Genomic DNA, 24,281 nt, shown 5'->3' with positions numbered 1-24,281 from the left:
ACCACCACGCCCACACCGGTGCCGGGGACCACCCAGGACGTGCCACACCACCACGCCAACACCGGCGCCGGGGACCACCCGGGACGGGCGTCACCGCCGCTCCCGGCTCAGGCCTCGACCGTGCCGTCCGCCAGCCCGTCGTACAGCCCCTGCACCAGCTGCCCGCCCAGCCGGCCCGCGAGGCGCAGCGCGGACTCGAACTCGGCGAGCGCCCGGAAGCGGTCCCCGTAGCGCCGCTGTTCGGCGAGCGGCAGGCGGGGCAGCTGGAGACGGCGCACGTCGAGCCGGGTGGCGGTGGAGGCGTAGCTGCTCGCCTGACGGTTGTTCGCGGTGCCGCGCAGGAAGCCGGCGAGGAACCAGGGGTCCAGCGCAGCCGGATCGGGCCGCAGCAGCTGCAGGTTCCGGCCGAGCGCGGCTCCGGCCGTCGCCTCGTCGACGACGCGGGCCGACGGGCCGACCCCGAGTACGGGCACGACGACGTCCCCGGCCCGGACCAGGACCGGCTCGACGGGCTCCTCGCCGGGTGCCGGACCGTCGGGGAGCGCCCCCGAGGGTGCGGTGCCGTCGAGGACGTCCTGTTCGGTGAGGACGGGCACCGGACCGGTGCCCGTACCGCCGGACCGCAGCTCGAGGGCTCCCGCACGGACCAGTTCGCCGACGGTGGTGCCGGGGCGGACGGCCGACCCCTCCGCCGTCGGCGAGGCCGCCTCCGGCGTGAGGTCGCGGGTGAGCCTCAGCGTCTCGGCCAGCCGATCGCGCACGTCGATGAGTTCGGCCGCGCCCCCTCCGGTCGCGGGCGGCGGCAGATGGCGGGCCGGGGCCAGGTCCACGTCGTCGTCGAGGAGTTCGATGACCGGCACGGAGCGGCTCCTGCCGGGCCGCTCCTCCACGCTGCCGTCGCGATCGAAGGGCAACCAGGCGCCGACGACCGCACGGTGCACGGCCGGCCAGTCGAGTTTGTCGCGCCCGCCGCCCGGCTCCGCGAGCTCGGCGGTGTCGACCAGGAGCAGTTCCTGCCCGGGGCGGTCGCCGGCGACCGGACGGCGCAGCACCCAGAGGTGGAGCGGAATGCCGTACGGCGGCGCAGCCCCCGCGGGGAGGGAGACGACGGCGCGCAGCGCCCCGCGCCGCAGCAGGTCCGCGCGGACCCGGCGGCCGGACTTGCGGGACGCGACGGCCGGCGGCATCAGCAGCACCGCAGTGGCGCCCGGGCGCAACCGGGCGAGCGCGTGCTGCACCCAGGCCAGTTCGGACTCGGTGCGGGCCGGGAAGCCGTACTCCCAGCGGGGGTCGTAGGCGAGTTCGTCGTGGCCCCAGTTCCGCTCGTTGAACGGCGGGTGGCAGAGCACGGCGTCGGCGGTGACTCCGGGGAACGCGTCGGCTCGGAGGCTGTCACCGGCGGCCGCCCGGATGTCGGCGTCGCCGTGCAGGGCGAGACGGAGCGCCGTGAGCGACGCCAGTTCGGGGTCGGCGTCCTGGGCGTACAGGGCGGCGGGCTGCCTTACGGCACGCAGGAGTTCGCCCGTGCCGGACGCGGGGTCGAGAACCGTCCTTCCCGGGGTGTCCGCCCCGGCGAGGGCGGCCATCAGCTCGGCCGGTCCGGCAGGGGTGAGCGTGAACTGGCGGGGGTTGGCGTCCAGGTGCCGGCCGAGCAGGAACTCGAAGGCCTGGCGGGCACCGATCTCGGCGGCGAGCTCGGCAGCGCCCCGCAGGAGGGGCACGGAAGGCTCCAGTTCGGCGGGGCCCGGGGTCGGCACGGCGGCACGCCTTTCGCCGAAGCGGGCCTTGAGCACGCCGTCCAGCGCGGCGGGGAGCCTGGCGATCAGCCGCTTGTCCGACACGACCGCCAACTCCAGCCAGGCCGTGGGCCGGTCACGTACGAGCAGCAGCACGCGGCCGGCGTGCCCCAAGGCGTTGACGGCCCCCGCCGGATGGCCGGAGAGCTGCTGCCAGACCCTTTCCCGCAGCGGCACCTCCGCGAGCTTCCCCTGGACCCGCAGCCACTGCTCGACCTCCTGCAGTGCGAAGGAGGGGCTGGTCTCGGTGCCGCCGATGGGCTTGGGGAAGTCGGCGTGCCGGCGCCGCCAGTTGCTGACCGCGGCTCGCCCGACGCCCGCCAGCCGGGCGATTCCGGCAGCCGTCACCTCTGCTGCGTTCTCCGGCACGGGCTGCTCCTGTTCTCCGTCGGCGACTCGCCGGCGCTGATGTGACACCGAGCATAGCGATGACTGCGCGACGGAACGCTTCACAGTGTGCGTGAATCCAAACGCCGTGAACAATGTTGACTCGGTTCACAGGCTCTGCTCTTATTGACCCGTCGCACCGCCGGACCGTCGAACGGGCCGGACCACGCAGCGCCCCGTTGGCCGCTACAACAGGCGCCGATGACACGTTCCCTGGAGGACACCCATGTCCCAGTACACGCAGCAACCCCAGTTCCCGCAGGCGCCCATGCCGGCCGGGCCGGCCCGCAACGGTCTCGGGACCGCCGCGCTGATCCTGGGGATCATCGGAGCCCTGTCCGGGCTGATCCCGCTCCTCTTCTGGCTCGCCGGCATCCTCGGCCTGATCGGGCTGATCCTCGGCCTCTCGGCGAAGGGCCGGGTGAAGCGCGGCGAAGCCACCAACAAGGGAGTCGCCGTGGCCGGCATCGTGCTCGGCCTGGTGTCCCTGGTCCTGTCGGTGGTCGGCGCGGTCATCACGTTCAAGGCCGTGGACGAGGCGGTCGACGAGATCAACAAGGTCACGTCCGGGTCGTCCGCCTCCAGGAAGCCCTCCGGGAGCGACGAGCCGCTGGAGAAGGCGAAGGACGGCGAGGACGCGAGCGGCAAGGCCCTCGCCGCCGGCGACTCCGCCGTCTACGACGACGATCTGACCGTCACCGTCTCCGAGCCCGCGTCCTGGACACCGGGCGAGTACGCCATCGGCCACACCAAGGGCAACAAGGCGTACAAGGTGACCGTCACCATCGAGAACTCCGGCAAGGAGAAGTTCGAGGCCGCGCTCGTGACCGCCGAGGCCCGCGCCGGCAAGGACGGCGTGAAGGCCGAGTCGATCTACGACGGCAAGGTCGGCGAGCCGTTCACCGGCACGATCCTGCCCGGCAAGAAGGTCACCGCCGTCTGGGCCTTCGACGCCCCCGCCGACGCCGAGAACCTGACCGTCGAGGTCAGCCCCGGCTTCGCGTACGACGCCGGCGTCTGGGACCTGAAGCTCTGAACCTCGCCCCAGCCGTCACGCCCACCCAGCACGACCCGCCCCACCCCCAGCCCCCAAACGGAGAAGCCGTCATGCCCGCCGTCCCGCCCTCCCGCGTCAAGCACCTCGCCCTCGCCTCGCTGTGCGCCGCTTCCGCCCTCGCCCTGTCGGCGTGCGGCCCCCTCGACGGGACGGCCGGCGACGGCAAGCCGAGCGCGGAGTCCGGCCCGTACCCCGGCCTCTCGGGCCCCGAGATCCTCAACAAGGCCATCACCACGACGAAGAAGGCGACCTCGCTCAGACTCAAGGTCACCATGACGACGGCGGACGGCCCGGTCCGGGGGGACCTCGCGGTGGACACCAAGGGGAACTGCGCGGGAACCGTCCAGATGGGCGCGGAGGGCACCACGGAGCTCGTCAGGACCGGCGACACGGTCTACCTGCGCTTCGACGAGAGGATGCTGCGCTCGCAGACCAAGGGCGGCTCCGAGGCGGAGACCCGGGCCGCCCTGGACACGCTCCTGGGCAAGTGGGTCCGGGAGAAGGCCGACGCCCAGGACGCCAAGGACCTCGCGCAGTTCTGCGACCTCGACAGCTACCTCGAAGGGTTCGAGGCCGACGACACCGAGGCGAAGCGGGCCGGCGGCTCGACGGTCGACGGCACGCCGACGGTGGTCCTCAGGGAGTCCTACCGGGGCGAGAAGGCCACCGCCCACGTGGCCGCGAAGGGCACGCCGTACCTGCTCCGCTTCCAGGTGACCGGGGGCGCGGAGCCGATCGACATGACCTTCTCGGAGTTCGACCGGCCGGTGCCCGTGAAGGAGCAGGCCGAGAAGGACATCGTGGACCTCGACTGACACGGGTCCGCGAGGAGCGGGGGGGGGGACAGCCGGGAGGGCCGCAGGAGGGGGCGGCCTTCCCGGCCTCTCCGTATGCGGGCGGCGAGGCGAGGCCGACAGTCCTTCGCTCTCCGTCCGCGCGGCCACGGGGCCGACGCCGGTACTCAGCCCTCGCACTGACGCAGCATCATCCGCTTGTCCGCAGACGTCACCGGCAGTTCGTACTTGAGCGCCACCTGGGCGAAGCGGACCGCGTACGCGCACCTGATCTGTTTGCTGGGCGGCAGCCACGACGCCGGTCCGGAATCGCCCTTGGCCGAGTTGGCACGGCCCTCGACGGGCAGGAGATTGAGCACGTCGTTGGCGAACCGCTCACGCTTGCTCTCCGGCCAGCGGGACGAGCCCATCTGCCAGCTGTACGACAGGGGCACCACGTGGTCTATCTGCACCTCGGCCGCCCTCGCCTTCTTCCAGGCGATGTCTTTGCCGGTGTACGGGTCGTACAGGTCCATCGAAACGACCACGCAGTCGGAACCCGCTCGGAACCGGACATGCCGCCCATGGAGCTTCAGCAAGTCGTTCCGCGTGTCACAACCGTTCCTCGCCAGCGGTACTCCGTCCGCCGTGTCCATCCACGCGTAGCCGAACTCATCTCGGTCGTAGCCCGTCCTCGGCCCACGCCCCTTCGTGGTCAGCTCCCCGATGAGGCCGCGAGCCGCGGCCTTGTCCGCGTCCGTCGTCACCGGCGCGAGCCCTGGCTTCGTGCCGTCCGGGTTGCCGAGCGGGCCGGCCGCGCGGCCCGCCGACGGACCGGGGGCGGAGCCCCCTCCATCGGGCGTGCCGGAACCGGGTCCGCAGCCCGCGAGGACGGCGGCGGACAGGACGACGGCGAAGAGCGCCGAGCGCTTGCGCAGGGAGTCGGGCACGCAGGGATCCTATGGGCTGTCCCTTGGTCCCCAACGGGCGCACGACGACAGCTGCGGCACCTCGCCGCGTTGTCGGATCGCCCGAATCCACCCGGTATGAGGGATACCACCCGCCTTGCGACGCACCGCATCTGACGCCGCGCGCTGATCCACCGGTGACGGCGGGACAGCCCTTGGGGCGCGACGGCCCGCGCGAGGACCGGATCCCGGGGAGCGCCCTCCCCGCGGGGCCGGACCGGGCCTCGGACCTCGCCGATGCCCGGTGTCGTCTCGCGCGACAGCAGGTCGATGACCGGGTGATGAAGAGGGGGCCGACCCGTCCGCCGCGGCCCGGAGGACCGGGGCGCTGCGGACCTTCGTGGTGCGCGGAGCGTCAGCCGACGCAGCCGCGCACGGAGTCGGTCGGCCTGCAGTTGTTCGGGGTGTTGAACATGACCTGGGAACCGAGGAGCCTCACGGTCCCGGACCGCCGGAAGATGCCGCCGCCGTCGATGGCGCGGGTGCCGTTGATGACGGTCCGGTCCAGCGTGGACGTGCCGACCGCGTGGTAGAGCCCGCCGCCCAGCGCCGTTCCGTCCTGCGCGGTGACCGAGTTGTCGATGATCCTCGACCGGGTGGTCTCCAGCGTGCCGCCGTCCGGGTTGTCCAGGCCGCCGCCCTGCGCCACCCCCTCGGAGGCCTCGACGACATTGCCGACGACGGAGCTGCGCAGCAGCTTCAGTTCGCTCCCCGGCCCGAGCCGGATGCCGCCGCCGCGTGCCGTGCCGCCCCGGGCCGTCACCGTGTTGCCGCTGACGTGGGTGTTGTCGACGGTCATGCGCGCGGAGTTGGTGATGCCGCCGCCCTGGGCCGTGCCGTCGGGGGCGTCGGCGACGTTGCCCCGGACGAAGCTGCCGGTGACGGTCATCCGGCCCGACGCCGGTGCGCTGTTGGTGACCGCGGCACGGGCGAACCCGCCCGGCGCGGACGCGCGGTTGTTCCTGATCACGGAGTTCTTGACGGTGCTCTGCGCCATGCCGGCGATGCCGGAGCCGAACGCGAAGCTCCGGGTGTCCTCCCTGACCCGTGCCCGGTTGTTGATCACCTGGGCGCCCTCGACCGTCAGCGGCCCGTCGTTGGCGATACCGCCGCCCGCCGCCGCGCCGCCGCGCTCGGATCCGGAGTAGGCGACGGTGTTGCCGCTGACGACCGAGCTGCGGATCGTGGCGTTGCCCGGGTTGTCGATGCCGGCGCCCTGGGCGTACAGCTCCGACTCGGCCCGGTTGCCGGTCACCCGGCTGCGGGTCAGGAACAACCGGCCGAGGTTGGCGATCCCTCCGCCGCAGGCCATGCCGGGGACGTCCGGGTAGGCCGGGCAGTCGGTCGCGCTGCCCCCGCTGATCGTGGTGTCGAGCATCGTCAGCCGCGCCGTTCTGCCGACGAGCAGGATGCGGAACCTCGGAGCCGTCGCGACGCGGGTGATCGTCGAGCCCTGGCCGTCGACGGTCATCGTGCCGGTGATCACCGGCAGGCCGTTGACCGGGTGGAAGGGGTTGGCCCCGGCCGCCAGACGGTACGTGCAGCCCGGCGCCAGCCGCAGGGTCTCCGGGGCGGCCGTGCCGTTGGCCGCGCGGATCGCGGTGAGGAGATGCGGGACCGAGCACGGTACGTCGATGACGCCGGGGGCCGCGGGCGGTTTCGGCGGCGCGGTGGGCTTGGCGGGTACGGCGGGCTTCGCGGGGCCGGGGGGCTTCGCGGGTCCCGGCGGCTTGGGCCCGGCGACGGCACCTCCGGACGCGACCGGGGAGGGGGCGGCCGCCGGCGGCGCCGGCGGCGGAGGGGCGGTGGGAACCGGCGGGGCGGCACCGGGGCCGGGAACGGCCGGAGCCGACGGTGCGACAGCCCCCACGCCGGGGGGAGCGGGGACAGCGGGAGCCCTCGGCACCAGGGGGGCCGCGGGCACGGACGCCGGAGGCCGCTGCTGCGGCGGCGGAGGCGACGGGGCGGCTCCGGCGGCAGTGACGGGGACCGTGACCAGCGCGCCCGCCACGAGACCTACGACGGCCGGAACGTGCTGACGAGACATCAAAGGCTCCTCACTGCTGGGGCGGTACGGCCGGCCACCGGGGACACAGCCCTCGCGAGCCAAGCCGAACACGTCCCGTTCCCGTCGTCGCCCCGGCCTGATCCGTCCGGGCGAGCCGTGCCCCGAACGGACGACGACGCCCGCGCACCGCGGCCACGGGCCCCAGGCGGCAGGCGCCGCCGCGAGCCGCTACGGGCCGCGCGAGCAAGCCACCGGGATCGCCGGCCTCGTGGCGAGGTTTGCCCGTCGAGGAGCGGTGTCCGGCGCATGGAGGTCCCCCCGGACCCGGCCGAGACAAAGGGTCGCAAGGCGCCGGATCGACCTCGCAGTGGGCCTACTCGGTCGATTCGGCAACGCCGCGAGTGGCCGTGCCGGGCGTCGCGACGGGGTGGACGTCGCCTGACGCGGCACTAGGAGCCGAGGATCGACGTCAGGAACTCGCCCGTCCACGCCAGCAGTTCACGCCCCACCACCGGCTTGCCGCCGATCTTGCCCGTCGTCGGCCGGGGCACCAGGACCTGCTGGACCGCGGGCTTGATCACCGTGCGCGGGTACAGCCGCTTCAGCCGCAGCTCCTGCGACTCGCGCAGTTCCACCGGCGCGAAGCGGATGTTCGGGCCCTGGAGCACGATCTCGCCGACCCCGCAGGCCCGGGCGAGCATCCGCAGCCCGGCGACCAGCAGCAGGTTCTCCACCGGCTCCGGCAGCTTGCCGTAGCGGTCGACGAGCTCCTCGCGCACCGCCCTGACGTCCTCCTCCGAGTTCGCGGCGGCGATGGCCCGGTACGCCTGGAGGCGCAGCCGCTCGCCCGGCGCGTAGTCGTGCGGGACGTGCGCGTCGACCGGGAGCTCGATCTTGACCTCCAGCGGCGGCTCCTCCTCCGCGCCGCCCTCCAGGGAGGCCCGGTAGTCGGCGACCGCCTCGCCCACCATGCGGACGTACAGGTCGAAGCCGACGCCGGCGATGTGGCCCGACTGCTCGCCGCCGAGGAGGTTGCCCGCGCCGCGGATCTCCAGGTCCTTCATCGCGACGTACATGCCCGCGCCCATCTCGGTGTGCTGGGCGATCGTCGCCAGCCGCTCGTGCGCGGTCTCGGTGAGCGGCTTCTCCGGCGGGTAGAGGAAGTACGCGTAGCCGCGTTCCCTGCCCCGGCCGACCCGGCCGCGCAACTGGTGCAGCTGGGAGAGGCCGAAGTTGTCGCCGCGCTCGACGATGAGCGTGTTGGCGTTGGAGATGTCGATGCCGGACTCGACGATCGTCGTCGAGACGAGCACGTCGAACTTCTTCTCCCAGAAGTCGACGACGACCTGCTCCAGCGCGCTCTCGCCCATCTGGCCGTGGGCGGTCGCGATCCGCGCCTCCGGGACGATCTCCCGCAGCCGCGCCGCCGCCCGGTCGATCGACTCGACCCGGTTGTGGATGTAGAAAACCTGGCCCTCGCGGAGCAGTTCGCGGCGGACGGCCGCGCCGATCTGCCTCTCCTCGTAGGGGCCGACGAACGTCAGCACCGGGTGGCGCTCCTCCGGCGGGGTGGTGATCGTCGACATCTCGCGGATGCCGGTGACCGCCATCTCCAGGGTCCGGGGGATGGGTGTCGCGGACATCGTCAGGACGTCGACGTTCGCGCGGAGCTTCTTCAGCTGCTCCTTGTGCTCGACGCCGAACCGCTGCTCCTCGTCCACGACGACCAGGCCCAGGTCCTTGAACCTGGTCTCGGACGAGAACAGCCGGTGCGTGCCGATGACGATGTCGACCGAGCCGTCCCGCAGACCCTCCAGGGTCGCCTTCGCCTCGGTGTCGGACTGGAAGCGCGAGAGGGCCCGGGTGACGACGGGGAACTGGGAGTAGCGCTCCGAGAAGGTCCCGAAGTGCTGCTGCACCAGCAGCGTCGTAGGGACGAGCACCGCCACCTGCTTGCCGTCCTGGACGGCCTTGAAGGCGGCCCGGACCGCGATCTCCGTCTTGCCGTAGCCGACGTCGCCGCAGATCAGCCGGTCCATCGGAACCGACTTCTCCATGTCCTCCTTGACCTCGGCGATGGTGGTCAGCTGGTCGGGCGTCTCCGCGTACGGGAAGGCGTCCTCCAGCTCCCGCTGCCAGGGCGTGTCCGGACCGAAGGTGTGCCCGGGCGCCGCCATCCGGGCGCTGTAGAGCTTGATCAGGTCGGCGGCGATCTCCTTGACCGCCTTCTTCGCACGCGCCTTCGTCTTCGTCCAGTCCGCCCCGCCGAGTCGGTGCAGCGTGGGCGCCTCACCGCCGACGTACTTGGTGACCTGCTCCAGCTGGTCGGTGGGGATGTAGAGGCGGTCCCCGGGCTGCCCGCGCTTGGCGGGGGCGTACTCCACGAGCAGGTACTCGCGCGTGGCGCCCTGCACGGTGCGCTGCACCATCTCCAGATAGCGGCCGACGCCGTGCTGCTCGTGGACGATGTAGTCGCCGGCCTCCAGCGTGAGCGGGTCGATCTGCTTGCGGCGGCGGGTAGGCATCCGCGCGCCGTCCTTGCCCGCGGCCTTCTGCCCGGACAGATCGGTCTCCGTCAGCACCGCGAGCCTCAGGCCCGGGTCGACGAAGCCGTGGTCGATCGAGCCGCAGGCGACGTGGACGACGGAGGGGCCGATCTCCCCGAGGTCCGCCTCCAGCCTGGCGGCGATCCCCTCGCCGCCCAGCACCTCGACGGTGCGGGACGCCGTCCCGTGGCCCTCGGTCACGAAGACCGTGCGCCAGCCGTCGGCGAGCCAGCCCTTGGTGTCCGCGAGCGCGCGGGCGGTGTCGCCCCGGTAGGTCTCCGGGGCGTGCATCCCGAGCGTCAGGGTGTCGTCCGTCAGCTCCTCGTCCACGGCGAACGGCGACACGGACCACCACATCATGCCGAGCTCGCGCGCCCGGTCCCGTACGTCCGCGATACCCCACAGGGAGGCCGCTCCGACGTCGATCGGCGCCTTGCCGCCGCCTGCCGAGGCGGCCCATGACGCCTGAAGGAACTCCTGCGACGTGGCCACCAGGTCGGCGGCCCGGGTACGGACCCGCTCGGGGTCGCACACCACGGCCATCGAACCCTGCGGCATCACGTCGAGCAGCAGCTCCATGTCGTCGACGAGGACGGGGGCGAGGGACTCCATGCCCTCGACGGCGATACCCTCGGCGATCTTCCCCAGCAGTTCGCCGAGCTCCGGATGGGCCTCGGCGAGAGCCGCGGCACGCCGCCGCACCTCGTCGGTGAGCAGCAGCTCACGGCACGGCGGCGCCCACAGTCCGTGCTCGGCGACCTCCAGCGAACGCTGGTCGGCGACCTTGAAGTAACGGATCTCCTCGACGTCGTCGCCCCAGAACTCGATCCGGAGCGGATGCTCCTCGGTCGGCGGGAAGACGTCGAGGATGCCGCCGCGCACGGCGAACTCGCCGCGCTTCTCCACCAGCTCCACCCGCGAGTACGCCGCGGCCGAGAGCCCCGCGACGACGTCCTCCAGGTCGGCGGTCCGCCCGGTGCGCAGGGCCACCGGCTCGAGGTCCCCGAGGCCCTTGACCTGGGGCTGCAGCACCGACCGCACGGGGGCGACGACGACGCTGACCCGCCCGGTGGCCGGGTCGTCCGTGCTGGGGTGCGCGAGCCGGCGCAGTACCGCGAGCCGGCGGCCGACGGTGTCGGAGCGGGGCGAGAGCCGCTCGTGCGGCAGGGTCTCCCACGAGGGGTAGTCCACGACCGTGTCCGGGTCGAGAAGCGACCGCAGCGCAGCGGCCAGGTCCTCGGCCTCGCGGCCGGTCGCGGTCACGGCCAGCACGGGCCGGGATGCCTCGCGGGCCAGGGCGGCCACGGCGAAGGGCCGGGCGGCCGGCGGCCCGACCAGGTCTACGTGGGGCCGGTGACCGTCGCCCGCGGCCTTCACCGCTTCGACGAGGGCGGGGTCCTTGACGACGGCGTCGAGCAGACCGTGCAGGCTCATGAAGGGTTATCCGTCCGGGGTTCCGTAGGAGGGTGGGCAACGCGAACAGCCCGACACGTCTGGGGTTCCCTGTGTCGAGGACCAGGGCCGGGCCGGGGATCTCCAGGGTACGCCCGCCGGAAATCCCGCGGGGCGGGTAAACCGGGGCCCGCCCCCGGTGCGTATACCGCGTGAGATCTCACCACCCGACCAGCACCACGGAGCCGCATGTGACCGACGACGAGTTCGAGGAGTTCTACGCACGCTCCGTGAAACAGCTGGTCGGCCAGGTGTACCTGATGACCGGCGATCTCCACGAGGCCCAGGACGTCGTCCAGGAGGCGTTCGTCCGCGCCTGGGGACGACGGTCGGCCCTGCGGGCGGACGCCGGTCCGGAGGCCTGGATACGGACGGTCGCCCGACGCCTCGCGATCAGCCGCTGGCGGCGCGGGGTACGGGCCGCGGCGGCCTGGCGGCGGCACCACCAGGAGGGCCGGGCACCGGCCGTGCCGGAGCCGGACCCCGGCACGGTCGCGCTGGTCGCGGCGCTGCGGCGGCTGTCCGAGCGGCAGCGGCGGGTGTCCGTCCTGCACTACGTGTGCGATCTGTCCGTGGACCAGGTGGCGGCGGAGACCGGAATGGCCTCCGGGACCGTGAAGTCGCATCTGTCCCGCGCGAGGGCCGCACTCGCACCCCATCTCGACGACGCGGCCGACAGGGTCGGCGCGACCATGGCGGAGGAGCACGGTGTCTGACTTCGACGAGCAGGAAGCCCCGCTGGCGGAGGCGCTCAAGCGGGCCGCCGCGACGGGCGGGGCACTGGCCGCGCCCGCGCCGCCCGGCCGCGTGGCGGCGCTGGGCGCCCGTCACCGGGCGCGCCGCACGGCGGTCGCAGCGGCCTGCGCGGTGTGCCTCCTCGCGGGCGGCGCGACCGTGGCCGCGCTGCAGCTGACCCCGCGGTCCACGGCGCCGGCCGCGCCACCGAAGCCCGTGGACTCGGGCAACGGCACCTCCGCGACGCCGGCCACGCCCTCCCCCAGCGCGTCCACGCCCCCCGCGTCGCCGCCGCCCGGGATCCCGGCGGTACCGCCCGGCTCCGCCTCGCCCTCCGTACCGCCGCCCGGCCCGGCCGGCGGTCCCACGCCGAGCGCACCCCCCACGTCCACGGGAAGCCCGGCGCCCGGCGCGGGCGGGTCCGCGACCCCGGGCAGCGCGCGGGAGCCCACGGTCTCCGGCAGCCCGTCCCCCGGCGGCCGCTGACGGGCCCCCGTCGGTGACCGCGTGCGAGGCGGCGACGACCCCGGCCCGGTGAGCGTGGAGGACGCTCACCGGGCCGGAGCCCTCATCCTACGGACAGCCCTCAATCGGTGGCGATGGCGTTGAGGACGTTCATCCGGCCGGCTCGGAACGCCGGCACGAGCGCGGCCACCAGTCCCACGAAGGCCGACCCGGCGAAGACGTACAGGATCGTCGGCCAGGGGATGTCCAGGACGCCGAGGCCCTCCAGGGCGAGCAGCTTCTGCGCCGCCGTGCCCCAGCCCATGCCCAGGCCGAGGCCGAGCAGGGCGCCGAAGAGGGCGATGACGACCGACTCCAGACGGATCATCCGGCGCAGCTGGCGGCGGGAGAGGCCGATGGCCCGCATCAGGCCGATCTCCCGGGTCCGCTCGACCACCGACAGGGCCAGGGTGTTCACGACCCCGAGGACGGCCACGATGATGGCGAGCGCGAGCAGCCCGTAGACGATGTTCAGCAACTGCCCGACCTGGTCCTTCAGGTCCTGTTTGAAGTCGGTCTGGTCCAGCACCCGGTACTGCGGGTAGGGGGCCAGGGCGTCCTTCAGGTGCTGGTAGGCCTCCTTCTCCCCGCCCTCCTCGGCCTCGGCGAACATCATCATGTTCTTCGGCATCCGCTCGGGCGTGAAGTACCGCTCGGCGGTGCTGACGGCCATGTACATCGCGCCCTTGTCGACGTTGGTGTCGTCGGAGGTGACGGCCGCGACCCTCAGCTTCGCGGTCCCGCCGCCCCGGAACGCCACCGTCATCGTGTCGCCGACCTCCACTCCGTGCTTCTCGGCGTAGGTCTCGCCGACGGACATGGCGTCCTCGCCGTAGGCGGCCGCGAGTTCACCGGCGACCGTCTCGCGGCGCAGGTCCTGTGCGTACGTCGGGTCGGCGGCGACCAGCCACTCGTCGTCGGTGGACGTCCCGTCGGGGGCCGTGACGGTCGCCTTGACACCCTTGTACTCGGTGACGTGGGCGATACCGGGCGCCCTCTCCAGGGCCTGCTGCGCCTGCGGCACGATCGGGCCGTTGGTGGACTGGACGATGAAGTCGGCGCCGACGGACCTGTCGAGCTCCTCGGTCGCCGAGGCGACCATGGACGAGCCGACGACGGACAGACAGGCGACGAGCGCGAGTCCGATCATCAGCGCGGCGCCGGTGGCACCGGTCCGGCGTGGATTGCGCAGGGCGTTGCGCTCGGCCATCCTCCCCACCGGCCCGAAGACCCGCAGGACGACCGCGCCGAGGACCCGCACGACACCGCCCGCCAGCAGGGGGCCGACGACGATGAAGCCGATGAGGCTGAGGACGACGCCGACGCCGAGCCACATCGAGCCCTTGGCCGCCTCGTCGGCCCTGGCCGCCGCCCACAGTGCCGCGCCGCCGGCGCCGGTGAGCACCAGCCCGATGCCGCCCCGGACGAGTCCCGCCCTGCCGTCGGCCGGGGTGCCCGCGTCGCGCAGCGCGGCCATCGGGGAGACCTTCCCGGCCCGTCTGGCAGGGACGTAGGCGGCGAGGACCGTGACGACGACCCCGAGCACGAGGCCGATGACGGGCGTGGTCCACTTCACGGTCAGATCCGAGGTGGAGAGGTTCATGCCCATCGACGACATGAGCTCCATCAGGCCGACGGCGAGCCCCACACCGGCGCCGACGCCGGCGAGGGAGCCGATGACGCCGAGGAGGAACGCCTCGACGAGGACCGAGCGGTTGACCTGGCGCCGGCTCGAACCGATGGCGCGCATCAGACCGATCTCGCGGGTGCGCTGGGCGACCAGCATGGAGAAGGTGTTGACGATGAGGAAGACGCCGACGAGGACGGCGATCCCGGCGAAGCCGAGCATCGCGTACTTCATGACGTCGAGGAAGCCGCTGACGTCCTCGCGGCCCGCGTCGGCCGCCTCGGCCTGCGTCTGGAACCGGTACGTCCCGCCGGCGGCCGCGGCGACGTTCCTCTTCAGCCGCTCATGGCTCACCCCTGGTTCGGCGGTGACCGCGATGTGGGTGAACCGGCCCGTCCCGCCCAGGAGTTCCCGCTGGGCGGTGGCGGTGTCGAAGTAGACGACGGCCGCGCCGGGGTTGGTGACCTTGAAGGAGGCGATACCGGAGATCGTGGCGGTGAAGTCGCCGGTGACGGCGATGGTCCGCAGCTCGTCGCCGATCTCGAGGCCGTGCTTCCCGGCGGTGTCGGCGTCGACCATGACGTCGGTGGGGCCGCGCGGCGCGTGTCCGGCGGTGATCTCCATCGAACGCAGCTCGCCCCGTGTCCAGTTGCCGGCGATCGTGGGCGCGCCGTTGCTGGAGCCCATGTTCTTGTTGCGGGCGTCGACGACGGTGACGCTCATGGAGACGACGGCGCCCTCGGCGGACTTCACGCCCTCGGCCTTCTCCACCGCCGGCAGGAGCGAGGCGGGCAGGGTCTCGGGGCGGCCGCTCCGCGGGGTCTCGTCGTCGTCCTCGGCACTCCGGGGGCTGACGGTGACGTCGGCGGAGGTGACCGCGAAGAGCTTGTCGAAGGTGGTGTTCATGGTGTCGGTGAACACGAGCGTGCCGGACACGAACGCCACGGACAGCAGGACGGCGACGGCGGACAGCGCCATGCGCCCCTTGTGCGCGAGGAAGTTGCGCAGTGAGGTCTTGAGCACGGTCACGAGGTCCGCCCCCGGGCGTCGAAGTCCTTCATGCGGTCGAGGACCTGCTCGGCGGTGGGGTCGAGCATCTCGTCGACGATCCGGCCGTCGGCCAGGTACAGCACGCGGTCGGCATAGGAGGCGGCTACGGGGTCGTGTGTGACCATGACGATGGTCTGGCCGAGTTCGTCGACGGACCGGCGCAGGAAGCCCAGGATCTCGGCACCGGCGCGGGAGTCCAGGTTTCCGGTCGGCTCGTCGCCGAAGATGATGTCGGGCCGGGCGGCGAGGGCGCGGGCCACGGCGACGCGCTGCTGCTGGCCGCCCGACAGCTGGTTGGGACGGTGCCCCAGCCGGTCGGCGAGCCCGACCGTCTCGACGACCCGGTTCAGCCAGGCGGCGTCCGGCCTGCGGCCCGCGATGTCCATGGGGAGCGTGACGTTCTCCAGGGCGTTGAGTGTGGGCAGCAGGTTGAACGCCTGGAAGATGAAGCCGACCCGGTCGCGGCGGAGCCGGGTGAGCTTCTTGTCCTTCAGCCGGGTGATCTCGGTCTCGTCGAGGTGGATCTCCCCCGAGGTGACGGTGTCGAGTCCGGCGAGGCAGTGCATCAACGTGGACTTGCCGGAGCCGGACGGCCCCATGATGGCGGTGAACTGACCCCGCGTGATGTCCACGTCGACGTGGTCGAGCGCGACGACCCGCGTCTCGCCGGATCCGTACGCCTTCACGACCTGTCGCGCTCGAGCCGCGACGGCCGTACGCCCTCCGGTACCCCCGTGCCTGGGAGTGGTCACAGCCGTTGTCACGGTAAGTCTCCTATGTCGGTGAATGGCAAGGGACGAGCGCGCCGTGTGCGGTACGAGTCCGCGGGGAGGAACGGCCCCGGCGCGCTGCTGCGCAGCGCAGTTCCCGGCGGGGGTCTTCCCCGCCCCACGGCGGCTCGGGGGGCCGTGCCGCCGACGTGAGTCCACGGTAGGGAAGGCCCCGTGGCCTGCTCGTCCTCCAGCGGGACGAGCGGTCCCCGGCCGGGCGTAAGGAGATCCCCCTAGGGGGCCGCGACGCCGGAGCGGCACCCGCCCTCGAAGGCGCACCCCTCCCCGGGTGGGAGCGTGAGGTGAGAGAGCGTGTCCCGCAGAGATACATGCACAGGGAAGGGATCTCGAAGGGCGTGGCGGTCGATCTCGCCTTCGTCGGCGCCGCGGCGACCGCGGCGATCGCCCTGCTCGCGCTACTGCTCGCGCCGCGCAGGTTCCCGGTCCTCACGGAACCGCGACCGGACCTCTGACCTGGGAGGGCGTCGTGTGCGGGGCGTGACACGACCGTTGCCAAACCTACATACCTCCCAGTCGGTAACCCCTTACGCCAGCCCAGTACCGACAAGTAACGTACGCCTCCACCCCCCTGACCCCCTCGCCCCCGCGCGCCCGCGCACGGGGGAGCCCGGCCGCCCTCGGGCCGCCGCAAGGAGCAGCACGATGTCGTACGACCCCTACTTCCCCGATCCCCCCGGCCCGGCGAGGCAGCCCTGGCAGGCGCCGCAACCACCGCCCGACCGGGGATACGGCGATCCGTTCGGCGACCCGTTCGGTGAGGCGCCCGCCGCCCCGTACCCGGACCCGTACACCGAGCCGTCCGGCCACGCCCCGGACGACCAGCTGCCCCGACTGCGCTCCGGCTACCGCAGGCTCCGCCGTGTCGCGACGCTCACCGCGCTCGGCTACTTCGTCCTCTTCCTCGTCCTGTCCGGCTACGCACCCGACCTGATGACCGACGGCATCAGCGGCGGCCTCACCACCGGCGTACTGCTGGGCCTCCTCACGCTGCCCGTGGCCCTGGCCGCCATCGCCGTCTACGAGCGCATCGCCCGCGAGCGGGTCGACCCGCTCGCCGCGGCCATCCGAACAGCCCACGAGGAAGGGCACGCCACGACGTCCGCGGACCGGCAGGCCGGCCGGCAGCGCCCCGGCGGCTCCGCCTGGGACCGGCCCACGGGAGGCATGCGCATATGAGCGGCTTCAACTCCGACGCCCAGACCATGTCCTTCGTCGCGTTCATCGCCGTCATCACCGTGACGCTGCTGCTGTGCGTGATGACCGGACCCGACCGCGACGACCTGGGCGAGTTCTACACCGGCTACCGCTCCCTGTCCCCGATGCAGAGCGGCCTCGCCATCGCGGGCGACTACATCTCCGCGTCGACCGTGCTCGCCACCATCGGAGTCATCGCCCTCGTCGGCTACGACGGACTCACCCTCGCCCTGAGCACCGTGCTCTCCCTGGTGCTGATGATGTTCCTGCTCGCCGAACCCCTGCGGAACGCGGGCCGGTTCACCATGGGCGACATCCTCACCCGCCGCGCCCCCGGCCCGGCCGTGCGCATCGCCGCCTGCGCGGTCACCCTCGCCGCACTGCTGCCCCTGGTGGTCTTCCAGCTCGCGGGCGCCGGTGACCTGCTCGCCTTCGTCCTCGGTTTCGACGCCGAGGGGTTCAAGACCGGCGCGATCGTCTTCCTCGGCGTGCTGATGATCTCGTACGCGGCCATCGGCGGAATGAAGGGCACCGCCTTCATCCAGATCGTCAAGACCGTCGTGCTGCTCGGCTCCGCCACCGTCATCGCCGTCCTGGTACTGGACCGCTTCGACTTCAGCCTCCCCGGGCTGCTCGACGCGGCCAAGAAGGGCAGCGGGGCGGGCGACCTCTACCTCACCTCCGGACTCCAGTTCGGCGGCGACGAGATCGACATGATCAGCGCCCAGCTCACGGTCGTGCTCGGCGCGGCGGTCCTCCCGCACATCACGATGCGCATGTTCACCGCCCGCAGCGCCACCGCCGTACGGCGCTCGATGTCCTGGGCCGTGTCCACCGTGGTCGTGACCTGCCTGCTCCTCGCCCTCATCGGCTTCGGCGCCGCCGCGATCGTCGGCCACAAGAACCTCGTCCTCGCCGACCCCCAGGGCAAGACCGCGTTCCTGCTGGTCAGTCAGGCCGTGCTCGGCGCGGACGCCAACACGTTCGAATCCCTCGTGTTCACCACCGTGGCGACGGCGATCTTCCTGACCCTGCTGGCCTCGGTCGCCGGCATCACCCTCGCCTGCGCCAACACCCTGGCGCACGACCTCATCGCCCACGGACTGCGCCGGGCCACCGTCTCGCACACCGCCGAGATGGCCATCGCCCGCGGCGCCGCGGCCGGCGTCGGCCTCCTCGCCATCGCGCTCGCGGCCTTCGTCCAGGACTGGAATCTCCAGGCGCTGGTCACGCTGTCCTTCTGCATCGGCGCGTCCGCGGTCGCCCCGGCGCTCGTCTTCAGCATGTTCTGGCGCCGCTACACCCGCCAGGGTCTGCTGTGGACCCTGATCGTGGGCACCGGCACCGCGATCCTGCTGATGACCGGCAGCAACCTGGTCTCCGGCTCGCCGCAGTCCGTGTTCCCCGACCACGACTTCAACTGGTTCCCCTACACCACCACGGGTCTGGTGTCGGTCCCCGCCGGCTTCCTCGCCGGCTGGTACGGCAGCATCCGCTCCCCGCGCGAGGCGTCCGCCCAGCGCGAGCGGTACGCCGAGATCGAGCCGGTGATCCTCGCCGGCGCGACGACGGGCCCCGGCGACACCCCCTGACCCCCGCCTAACCGGACCAGGGCCGTCCGGCGCTCCCGGGAGGAGCCCGGACCAGGGCCGTCCGGCGCTCCCGGGAGGAGCGGCGAACGGCCCGGCGGTCGGGGCCTCCGACCGGCGGTTCCCGGGAGCGGTCCGGGTCCGAGGCGAAGACGGGTCCGGGGCCCCGGACCGAAGAGGCAGCGGTCCGGGGGCGACGCGACCGCGGCCCACGGGTCCCGCCCGCAGCGCGGCGATCGCGGCCCGGGACAGCCGCCCGCAGCGCCGCGTCCAGACCCCATCCGACCGCGGAAGCCGGTCAGTCCCGCGAAGGCGGCCGTTCCACGAGGCTCGCCAGGCCCTCGCGGATGTGGTCCAGGTGCGCGTGGATCTCCTCGGCGCGCCGCACATGCTCCCGCAGGACCCGGTCCGTCTCCCGGGAAACACGCGCCGCCCGCACAGCGGCCTCCTCCACGACACGCGCCGCCAGCGCACGCGCCTCCTCCTCGCCGCGGCGGGCCGACTCCTCCGCCTCGGCGAACGCGCACAGCGCCTCCGACAGCCGGGCCTGCGCCCGCGCGGTGAGTCCCCCGTAACGCTCCGCCGACTCCGCGTCCCGGGCCGACAGTTCCCGCTCCGCCTCGTAGCGGCGGGACACCCGCATCCGGTCGAGCTCCTTGAGCATCCCCGCCGCACGGCATCTGGACGCCTCCAGAACGGCCATCGCCTCACCGCGCTCCGCCGCGGCCTCCACCCGGGCGGCGTCGCGCAGTTCCTCCGCCGCGGCCCGCGCCGACAGGACCGTCCGCCGAGCCCGCGAGTCCGCCTCCTCACACGTCTGGCCCGCCCGCACCGCCGCCAGCTCCCGCACCCGGCGCGCCTCGGCCTCCGCCGCCTCGCAGGCGGCCCGCGCCTCCTCCCGCGCGGTGGACAGCACGGCCGCCGCCTCCTTCTCCGCCAGGTCGAGGACCTCCTGGGCACGCGGACCGAGCGGCTCGTACGTCGGCGGCCCCAGCGCCTCGGCGAACTGCCGCAGCGACACCGCCTCGGCCGCGAGCTCCTCGACCACCCGGGTCAACCGCGCCGCCCGTCGCCACGCGTCGTCCCGCTCCCGCGCCAGCGCCTCGACGTACCGGTCGACCTGGTCCAGCCGGTAGCCGCGGCCTCGTACGGTGACGAACCCGCCATGAGCCGATCCCGCATTCATCCCTGGACTCCTCTCGGAGCGGTCGACGCGGGAACATCGTGCTGGATCGCGGCGAAGCACCCATGACGCGACACTCCGCCACACGGAAGCGGGTGCCCGACCGGAAAGGCAGATCGGGCGCCCGACGGCGCACGCTCCGGCGCACGGACGCTGCCCGCGCCGCCGTCGCAACGGCTCCCGGCCGCGGGCGCCCTCGTCACCGACCGGCCGCCGGGCCCTCAGCCGGCGACGGCATGCGGGCACGACCACCGAAGGGCTCGGCGACCGGGCCGTCGGCGGGCCGGCCGCCGAGCGGCGCTCAGCGGATCAGATCAGTCCGTCCCACATCTGCTCCAGCAGTACCGACCACCAGCTCTCCGGCGACGACAGCGCCGCCGGGTCCAGCGCGGCGAGCTGCGCCTGGAAGTCGACCGTCCAGCGGCCCGCCTGCTCGGGGTTGAGCCCGAAGCGCAGCCGCCACATCCGGCCGAGCAGCGCCAGCGAGCGGGTGAACTCCGGCAGCCCGCTGTTCACGAACTGGGGCGCCATCGGCTGCCCGCCGGGACCGCCCTCCACCGGCACCGCCACGATGTGCGCGGTCCCGTACTGGACACAGATCGCCCGGCCGAAGTCGGTGCCCACGACCAGGTACGAGCCCGCGTCCGACGCCGGCTGCACCTGCCGCTGCGCGGCGAGCTCCGCCAGCGTCGGCACCACCGGCTGGGCCGGCTGCGCCCAGAAGAACGGCCCGAAGTCCGCCGGGAGACCCGCCCACACCAGCGTCCGCGCGACGATCTCCGGCACGCCCTGACGGGACACGGCCCGCTGGTCGAACCGGCAGATGCCCTGCGGCCCGAACGACCCCACCAGCTCATGCGCGACGCCCTCCGGCGGAAGGGGCGGAGCCGGCGGTACCTGCGGCAGCGGGGCGCGCACCGGAGCGGGCCGCGCCGGGCCGTCCGCGACCTGGTGCAACTCGCCCTGGTGGGTCAGCAGCTGCCGCATGCCGCCCTGCCTGCTGGCGTGGTCCTTGCCGTACGGGGCGATGCTCGTGATCCGGGCCTGCGGCCAGGTCTCCCGGATCATCCGGGCGCAGTAGCCACCGGGCAGCTCGCAGGACTCCAGCTCCGTGTGGAGCTCGAGGACCTGGTCGCTCGGGACGTTCATGGCGCGCAGCTCGTGGAAGATCTGCCACTCCGGGTGCGGCGTGCCCGGCGCCGAACGGCGGATGAGCTGCTGCTCGGAGCCGTCGGGCGCACGGTAGCGCAGCACGGCCTGGTAGCCCGGGCCGACGGTCGGCACAGCGGCCGGCGGCTGCTGCGGATAGCCGTACGCGGGCTGCGGACCGGGCTGCGGGGCGTGCGGCACCGGCCCCGGGGGGCCGGGCGGCTGCGGCGCCCCCGGGCCGACCGGACTCGGATTCGCCAGCATCGTCGCCGCATGATGCACCCCACCCGGCGGCGTACCAGGAACCCCCGGCGGACCAGGAGGCCGCGGCACACCCGGACCGTCCGCACCCACGTCCCGCCCCGGAGGGCCGGGCGGCTGCGGCGCCCCCGGGCCGACCGGACTCGGATTCGCCAGCATCGTCGCCGCATGATGCACCCCACCCGGCGGCGTACCAGGAACCCCCGGCGGACCAGGAGGCCGCGGCACACCCGGACCGTCCGCACCCGCACCCGGCGGCTGCGGTCCGTCCGGGCCGAGCTGGGAGACCATCTGCGTGGGCACGTAACCGCCCGCCGGCGCAGCGGGCCCCGCCGGAGCCGGCGCCGCACCGGGCCGCCCTCCCGGAACGCCGGGCGCACCCGGGGGCGGCGGAGTCGTCTGCCCGGAGACGCGCGCACCCCGCGGCGGCACCGTGGCCTTGCTCGTCGCGGCGTCCGCGATGTCCCCCGCCGAATGCGGCGCGGGAGTGCCCTGAGGCGGCGTGGCGGCCGCACCGGCACCGCGGTCCTGCGGGTCGAGGGCGGGCGACACCGCCGTACGCGGCAACTGGCTGCCGCCCGACATGAGCGCCGTCGGCGCGTCCGCACCCACCGAGGGCGGCGGGGTGTCCTCGTCGTCCGCACCCGCCAGCGGCGGCGCGAACACCGTCGCCGGCAGCGGAACGGAACCGTCCTCCGAGCCGGCGTTCGTGTCCGTCCCGGCCCACGGCGTCGCACCCGCGGGCACGGCCGGCACTCCGTCGGAAGCGGACGGCTCGTGCTCGTCCCCACCGGTCCCGCCCTGCGGGCGTCCCTCGCCCGAGGCGGCCGCTCCCGCGGCAGAGGGCTCCGGAGACGCGGAAGCCGCCGCCGCACCCGGCCACGCACTCCCGCCCACGTGCGAACCACGGCCGTTCGTGACGCCGCCACCGGTCCCGTCCTGAGCGGGCACCGCGTCCCGCTCCGACGGCACGGCGCCGGCACCCGGCCCGGCACCCGCCGAGGCGTCCACCGCGGACGTACCCGCCGCCGTCACGCCCGCCTCGCCGCGCGCACCCCGCTGATCCGGAATGCCCAGCCTGTCCGCCGCGTCCTGCAGCCATTCCGGCGGACTCAGCAGGAACGACGTCTGATTCAGATCGATCCGCTCCGCCGGCGCCGCGGCCGGAGCCGCACCCGCCCCGGGAACGCCGTACTCCTCCTCATAGCGGCGGATCACCTCACCCACCGGCAGCCCCGGCCACAGCGTGGCCTCCCCGCTGTCCCGGGCGATCACCATCCGCTGCCGGCCGCCGTCCGACGTCGGCCCCTCGGGGCGGTCCTCCGCCCACACCACGAAGCCCAGCTCGAACTCCCGCACCCGCACCTCGCGGTGCTGGTACGCGGGCAGATCGCCGTTGACCCACTCCTCCGCGCGCTCCTGCGCCTGCGCGAACGTGACCATCGAGAAGCTCACTCCCCCACCGGGACGGCGCGCGCGAAGCCGCCGTCCACCATCAGGTTCGCCACGGTCTCCAGCTCCGGCGGATTCCCCGCCAGCCGTTCCAGGAACGCGTCGAAGTCCTCACCACACGGCAGCAACAGGCGCTCCACCCACTCCGTCACCGTCAAGCCGTCCCGGTCCCGTGCGTCGTCGTACGCGCAGAACCACACCGAACCCACGTCCGCGCCACGGACCTTGACCGCCAGCAGACCGCCCTGGACGAAACCGACGCCCAGATAGTCCTTCGTCAGATGGTCCCGCAGGCACTTGTTCACATACAGCAGGTCGTTGACCGCCGCCTCCTCACGCACCGTGAAGAACGGCTGGTCCACCAGCAGCCCCAGCTCCGCGTCGAGCGCCGCACCCACCGGCGCGCACCCACCGGCCGCCTTCAGGAACGAGCGGTACGCACCCGGCAGGCGGTACCCCAAGTCCTCCTCCACACCGAGCAGTTGCTGTTCCGACACCGACACCGCGCCCTTCGGCAGACCGAAGTGCGCCGGCCGCGTCTCCTGCAGCGGACGGGTCCCGCGCTTCCCGTGGTCCACCACGGTCGTCGCCACACCGCCGTGATGCCTCAGCAGCGCCTTCACCTCGACCGGCACCAGCTCCAGCCGGCGGCTCCCCGCCACGTGGTGCCACGTCCATCCGTGCGGTGTCGCCACCGGCGGAATCGTGTCCCACAGCTCATGACCCGTCGCGGCCAGAACCGCGTTCGCCGACACGTAGTCCGTCAGCCGCAGTTCGTCGACGCCGAAACCCTCCGGGGGCTCGGCGATCTCCGCCGCCGCCCGCGCATACGGCGAGAAATCCGGAAAACCGCGCTCATCCACCCGGACACCCATAGGATGCCGAGCAGCCCTCACCGGATCCGGGAAGTGAACGACCTGCCCGGCGTAGGCCGCGTTCGGCGGCGCTGCGATCTCCCGGCCCTGGGGGCCGGGAGGTGCCCCCAGCCCGATCCGACCTGTCGTCATGGCGGTATGCCCCCTGCTGCGTCCGGCTGGTTCACCACAGCCTATGCGGTGGGGCGACAACGGCCACCGCCCCTCCGCTCCCGTAACGAACCGTCACACCCGCGTGACCCTCAGCCCAAGACCGACGACACGGATACACGTTTCAGCCACCCCGCTTCCGCACCACCCGCCCCATTTGGCAGGCTGTCCCAGCAACTCGGGGGATTGCAGGGAGGGACAACAGCACCATGCACACGGCACCGCAACCGTCGCCATCAGCCACGACAGGCGACCCCAGGCTCAGCTGGAGCAGCGCGGAGGCCGCAGCACGCCCGCCCGTACTCCGCTTCCGCCGCGACGGAATCCTGCCCACCGTCGCCGCCGCGCTCTCCGTCCGCGGCACGATCCTCACCTGCACCGCGGCCAAGGGCGACCAGGCCCCCACCCTCCACCCGCTCGTCCAGGACTTCCTCGACACCCTCACCAGCGGCCAGCGCGAACGCTTCACCGGCCGGTGCCCCGAAGCCATCCTGCTCTCCCGCCACATCGGCGCCACCGACGCGGCACGCTCCAAACGCGCCCAACGCAAACCCCTCACCCCCGGCGAAGCCCGCCGCGCCCTCAAGCACGCCAAACTCACCACCCGGCGCATCCGCGAGGACGGCGACCCCCTCCACGGCAGCTACGCCGCCCCCTGCCGCTCCTGCACGGCGATGCTCGCCCACTTCGGCGTACGCACCGTCGACCCCACCCTGAACGAGAACGGCTGAACG

At 73.3% G+C, this 24,281-nt stretch carries 17 protein-coding genes; 8 read left to right on the top strand and 9 right to left on the bottom strand.

Annotated elements, in window-relative coordinates; all coding sequences use genetic code 11:
- Positions 1 to 107: 107 nt before the first annotated feature.
- The gene (locus O7595_RS19850) at positions 108 to 2,165 is read right to left on the bottom strand and encodes an N-6 DNA methylase (protein WP_269730000.1); all 2,058 of its coding nucleotides are present in this window, start codon (positions 2,163 to 2,165) and stop codon (positions 108 to 110) included.
- 244 nt (positions 2,166 to 2,409) lie between these two features.
- On the opposite strand from O7595_RS19850, the gene O7595_RS19845 reads away from it, so the two are divergent.
- Together O7595_RS19845 and O7595_RS19840 are read left to right on the top strand one after the other, a co-directional pair.
- A complete protein-coding gene (locus O7595_RS19845; RefSeq protein WP_269729999.1) occupies positions 2,410 to 3,219 on the top strand; it encodes a DUF4190 domain-containing protein in 810 nt (269 codons plus the stop codon).
- A gap of 71 nt (positions 3,220 to 3,290) precedes the next feature.
- Positions 3,291 to 4,055 carry a hypothetical protein gene (locus O7595_RS19840; RefSeq protein WP_269729998.1) on the top strand — a complete coding sequence of 255 codons (765 nt, stop codon included), beginning with the start codon at positions 3,291 to 3,293 and terminating at the stop codon, positions 4,053 to 4,055.
- 146 nt (positions 4,056 to 4,201) lie between these two features.
- Here O7595_RS19840 and O7595_RS19835 read toward each other — a convergent pair whose 3' ends face one another.
- The 3 genes from O7595_RS19835 to mfd form a co-directional block, all read right to left on the bottom strand.
- Entirely contained in the window at positions 4,202 to 4,963 is a 762-nt protein-coding gene (locus tag O7595_RS19835) for an HNH endonuclease family protein (protein ID WP_269729997.1), read from the bottom strand.
- A 373-nt stretch (positions 4,964 to 5,336) separates the two neighbouring features.
- Positions 5,337 to 7,028 carry a hypothetical protein gene (locus tag O7595_RS19830; protein WP_269729996.1) on the bottom strand — a complete coding sequence of 564 codons (1,692 nt, stop codon included), beginning with the start codon at positions 7,026 to 7,028 and terminating at the stop codon, positions 5,337 to 5,339.
- 410 nt (positions 7,029 to 7,438) lie between these two features.
- Entirely contained in the window at positions 7,439 to 10,969 is a 3,531-nt protein-coding gene (gene mfd / locus O7595_RS19825) for a transcription-repair coupling factor (protein ID WP_269729995.1), read from the bottom strand.
- Between the two features lie 209 nt (positions 10,970 to 11,178).
- Between mfd and O7595_RS19820 the strand changes: the two genes are divergently transcribed.
- Positions 11,179 to 11,703 carry a SigE family RNA polymerase sigma factor gene (locus O7595_RS19820; RefSeq protein WP_269729994.1) on the top strand — a complete coding sequence of 175 codons (525 nt, stop codon included), beginning with the start codon at positions 11,179 to 11,181 and terminating at the stop codon, positions 11,701 to 11,703.
- The gene (locus O7595_RS19815; RefSeq protein WP_269729993.1) at positions 11,696 to 12,208 is read left to right on the top strand and encodes a hypothetical protein; all 513 of its coding nucleotides are present in this window, start codon (positions 11,696 to 11,698) and stop codon (positions 12,206 to 12,208) included. The genes O7595_RS19820 and O7595_RS19815 overlap by 8 nt, the downstream gene beginning before the upstream one ends.
- 100 nt (positions 12,209 to 12,308) lie before the next feature.
- Here O7595_RS19815 and O7595_RS19810 read toward each other — a convergent pair whose 3' ends face one another.
- Together O7595_RS19810 and O7595_RS19805 are read right to left on the bottom strand one after the other, a co-directional pair.
- A complete protein-coding gene (locus O7595_RS19810; protein WP_269729992.1) occupies positions 12,309 to 14,882 on the bottom strand; it encodes an ABC transporter permease in 2,574 nt (857 codons plus the stop codon).
- Complete coding sequence (locus O7595_RS19805) at positions 14,879 to 15,667, bottom strand: ABC transporter ATP-binding protein (protein WP_269729991.1); 789 nt, start codon at positions 15,665 to 15,667, stop codon at positions 14,879 to 14,881. The genes O7595_RS19810 and O7595_RS19805 overlap by 4 nt, the downstream gene beginning before the upstream one ends.
- A 335-nt stretch (positions 15,668 to 16,002) precedes the next feature.
- Between O7595_RS19805 and O7595_RS19800 the strand changes: the two genes are divergently transcribed.
- From O7595_RS19800 to O7595_RS19790, 3 genes are all read left to right on the top strand, one after another.
- Positions 16,003 to 16,146 (top strand): hypothetical protein, encoded by a 144-nt coding sequence (locus tag O7595_RS19800; protein WP_269729990.1) that lies wholly within the window; start codon positions 16,003 to 16,005, stop codon positions 16,144 to 16,146.
- A 190-nt stretch (positions 16,147 to 16,336) separates the two neighbouring features.
- Positions 16,337 to 16,870, top strand: a complete 534-nt coding sequence (locus O7595_RS19795; protein ID WP_269729989.1) for a DUF485 domain-containing protein — start codon at positions 16,337 to 16,339, stop codon at positions 16,868 to 16,870.
- A complete protein-coding gene (locus O7595_RS19790) occupies positions 16,867 to 18,480 on the top strand; it encodes a sodium/solute symporter (RefSeq protein WP_269729988.1) in 1,614 nt (537 codons plus the stop codon). The genes O7595_RS19795 and O7595_RS19790 overlap by 4 nt, the downstream gene beginning before the upstream one ends.
- Before the next feature lie 295 nt (positions 18,481 to 18,775).
- Here O7595_RS19790 and O7595_RS19785 read toward each other — a convergent pair whose 3' ends face one another.
- From O7595_RS19785 to O7595_RS19775, 3 genes are all read right to left on the bottom strand, one after another.
- Positions 18,776 to 19,663, bottom strand: coding sequence for a hypothetical protein (locus O7595_RS19785; RefSeq protein WP_269729987.1), 888 nt, complete (start codon positions 19,661 to 19,663; stop codon positions 18,776 to 18,778).
- Between the two features lie 306 nt (positions 19,664 to 19,969).
- Positions 19,970 to 22,513 carry an SUKH-4 family immunity protein gene (locus O7595_RS19780; protein ID WP_269729986.1) on the bottom strand — a complete coding sequence of 848 codons (2,544 nt, stop codon included), beginning with the start codon at positions 22,511 to 22,513 and terminating at the stop codon, positions 19,970 to 19,972.
- Between the two features lie 8 nt (positions 22,514 to 22,521).
- On the bottom strand, positions 22,522 to 23,529 hold the full coding sequence (locus tag O7595_RS19775) for an SMI1/KNR4 family protein (protein WP_269729985.1): 1,008 nt from the start codon (positions 23,527 to 23,529) through the stop codon (positions 22,522 to 22,524).
- A 227-nt stretch (positions 23,530 to 23,756) separates the two neighbouring features.
- Here O7595_RS19775 and O7595_RS19770 point away from each other — a divergent pair, with 227 nt between their 5' ends.
- Complete coding sequence (locus tag O7595_RS19770; protein WP_269729984.1) at positions 23,757 to 24,278, top strand: YwqJ-related putative deaminase; 522 nt, start codon at positions 23,757 to 23,759, stop codon at positions 24,276 to 24,278.
- Positions 24,279 to 24,281: the final 3 nt, after the last annotated feature.

Source organism: Streptomyces sp. WMMC940 (assembly GCF_027460265.1).
Classification (GTDB): Bacteria; Actinomycetota; Actinomycetes; order Streptomycetales; family Streptomycetaceae; genus Streptomyces.
Note: the sequence above shows the minus strand (reverse complement) of the source record. Positions and strands in the feature narration are given on the sequence as shown.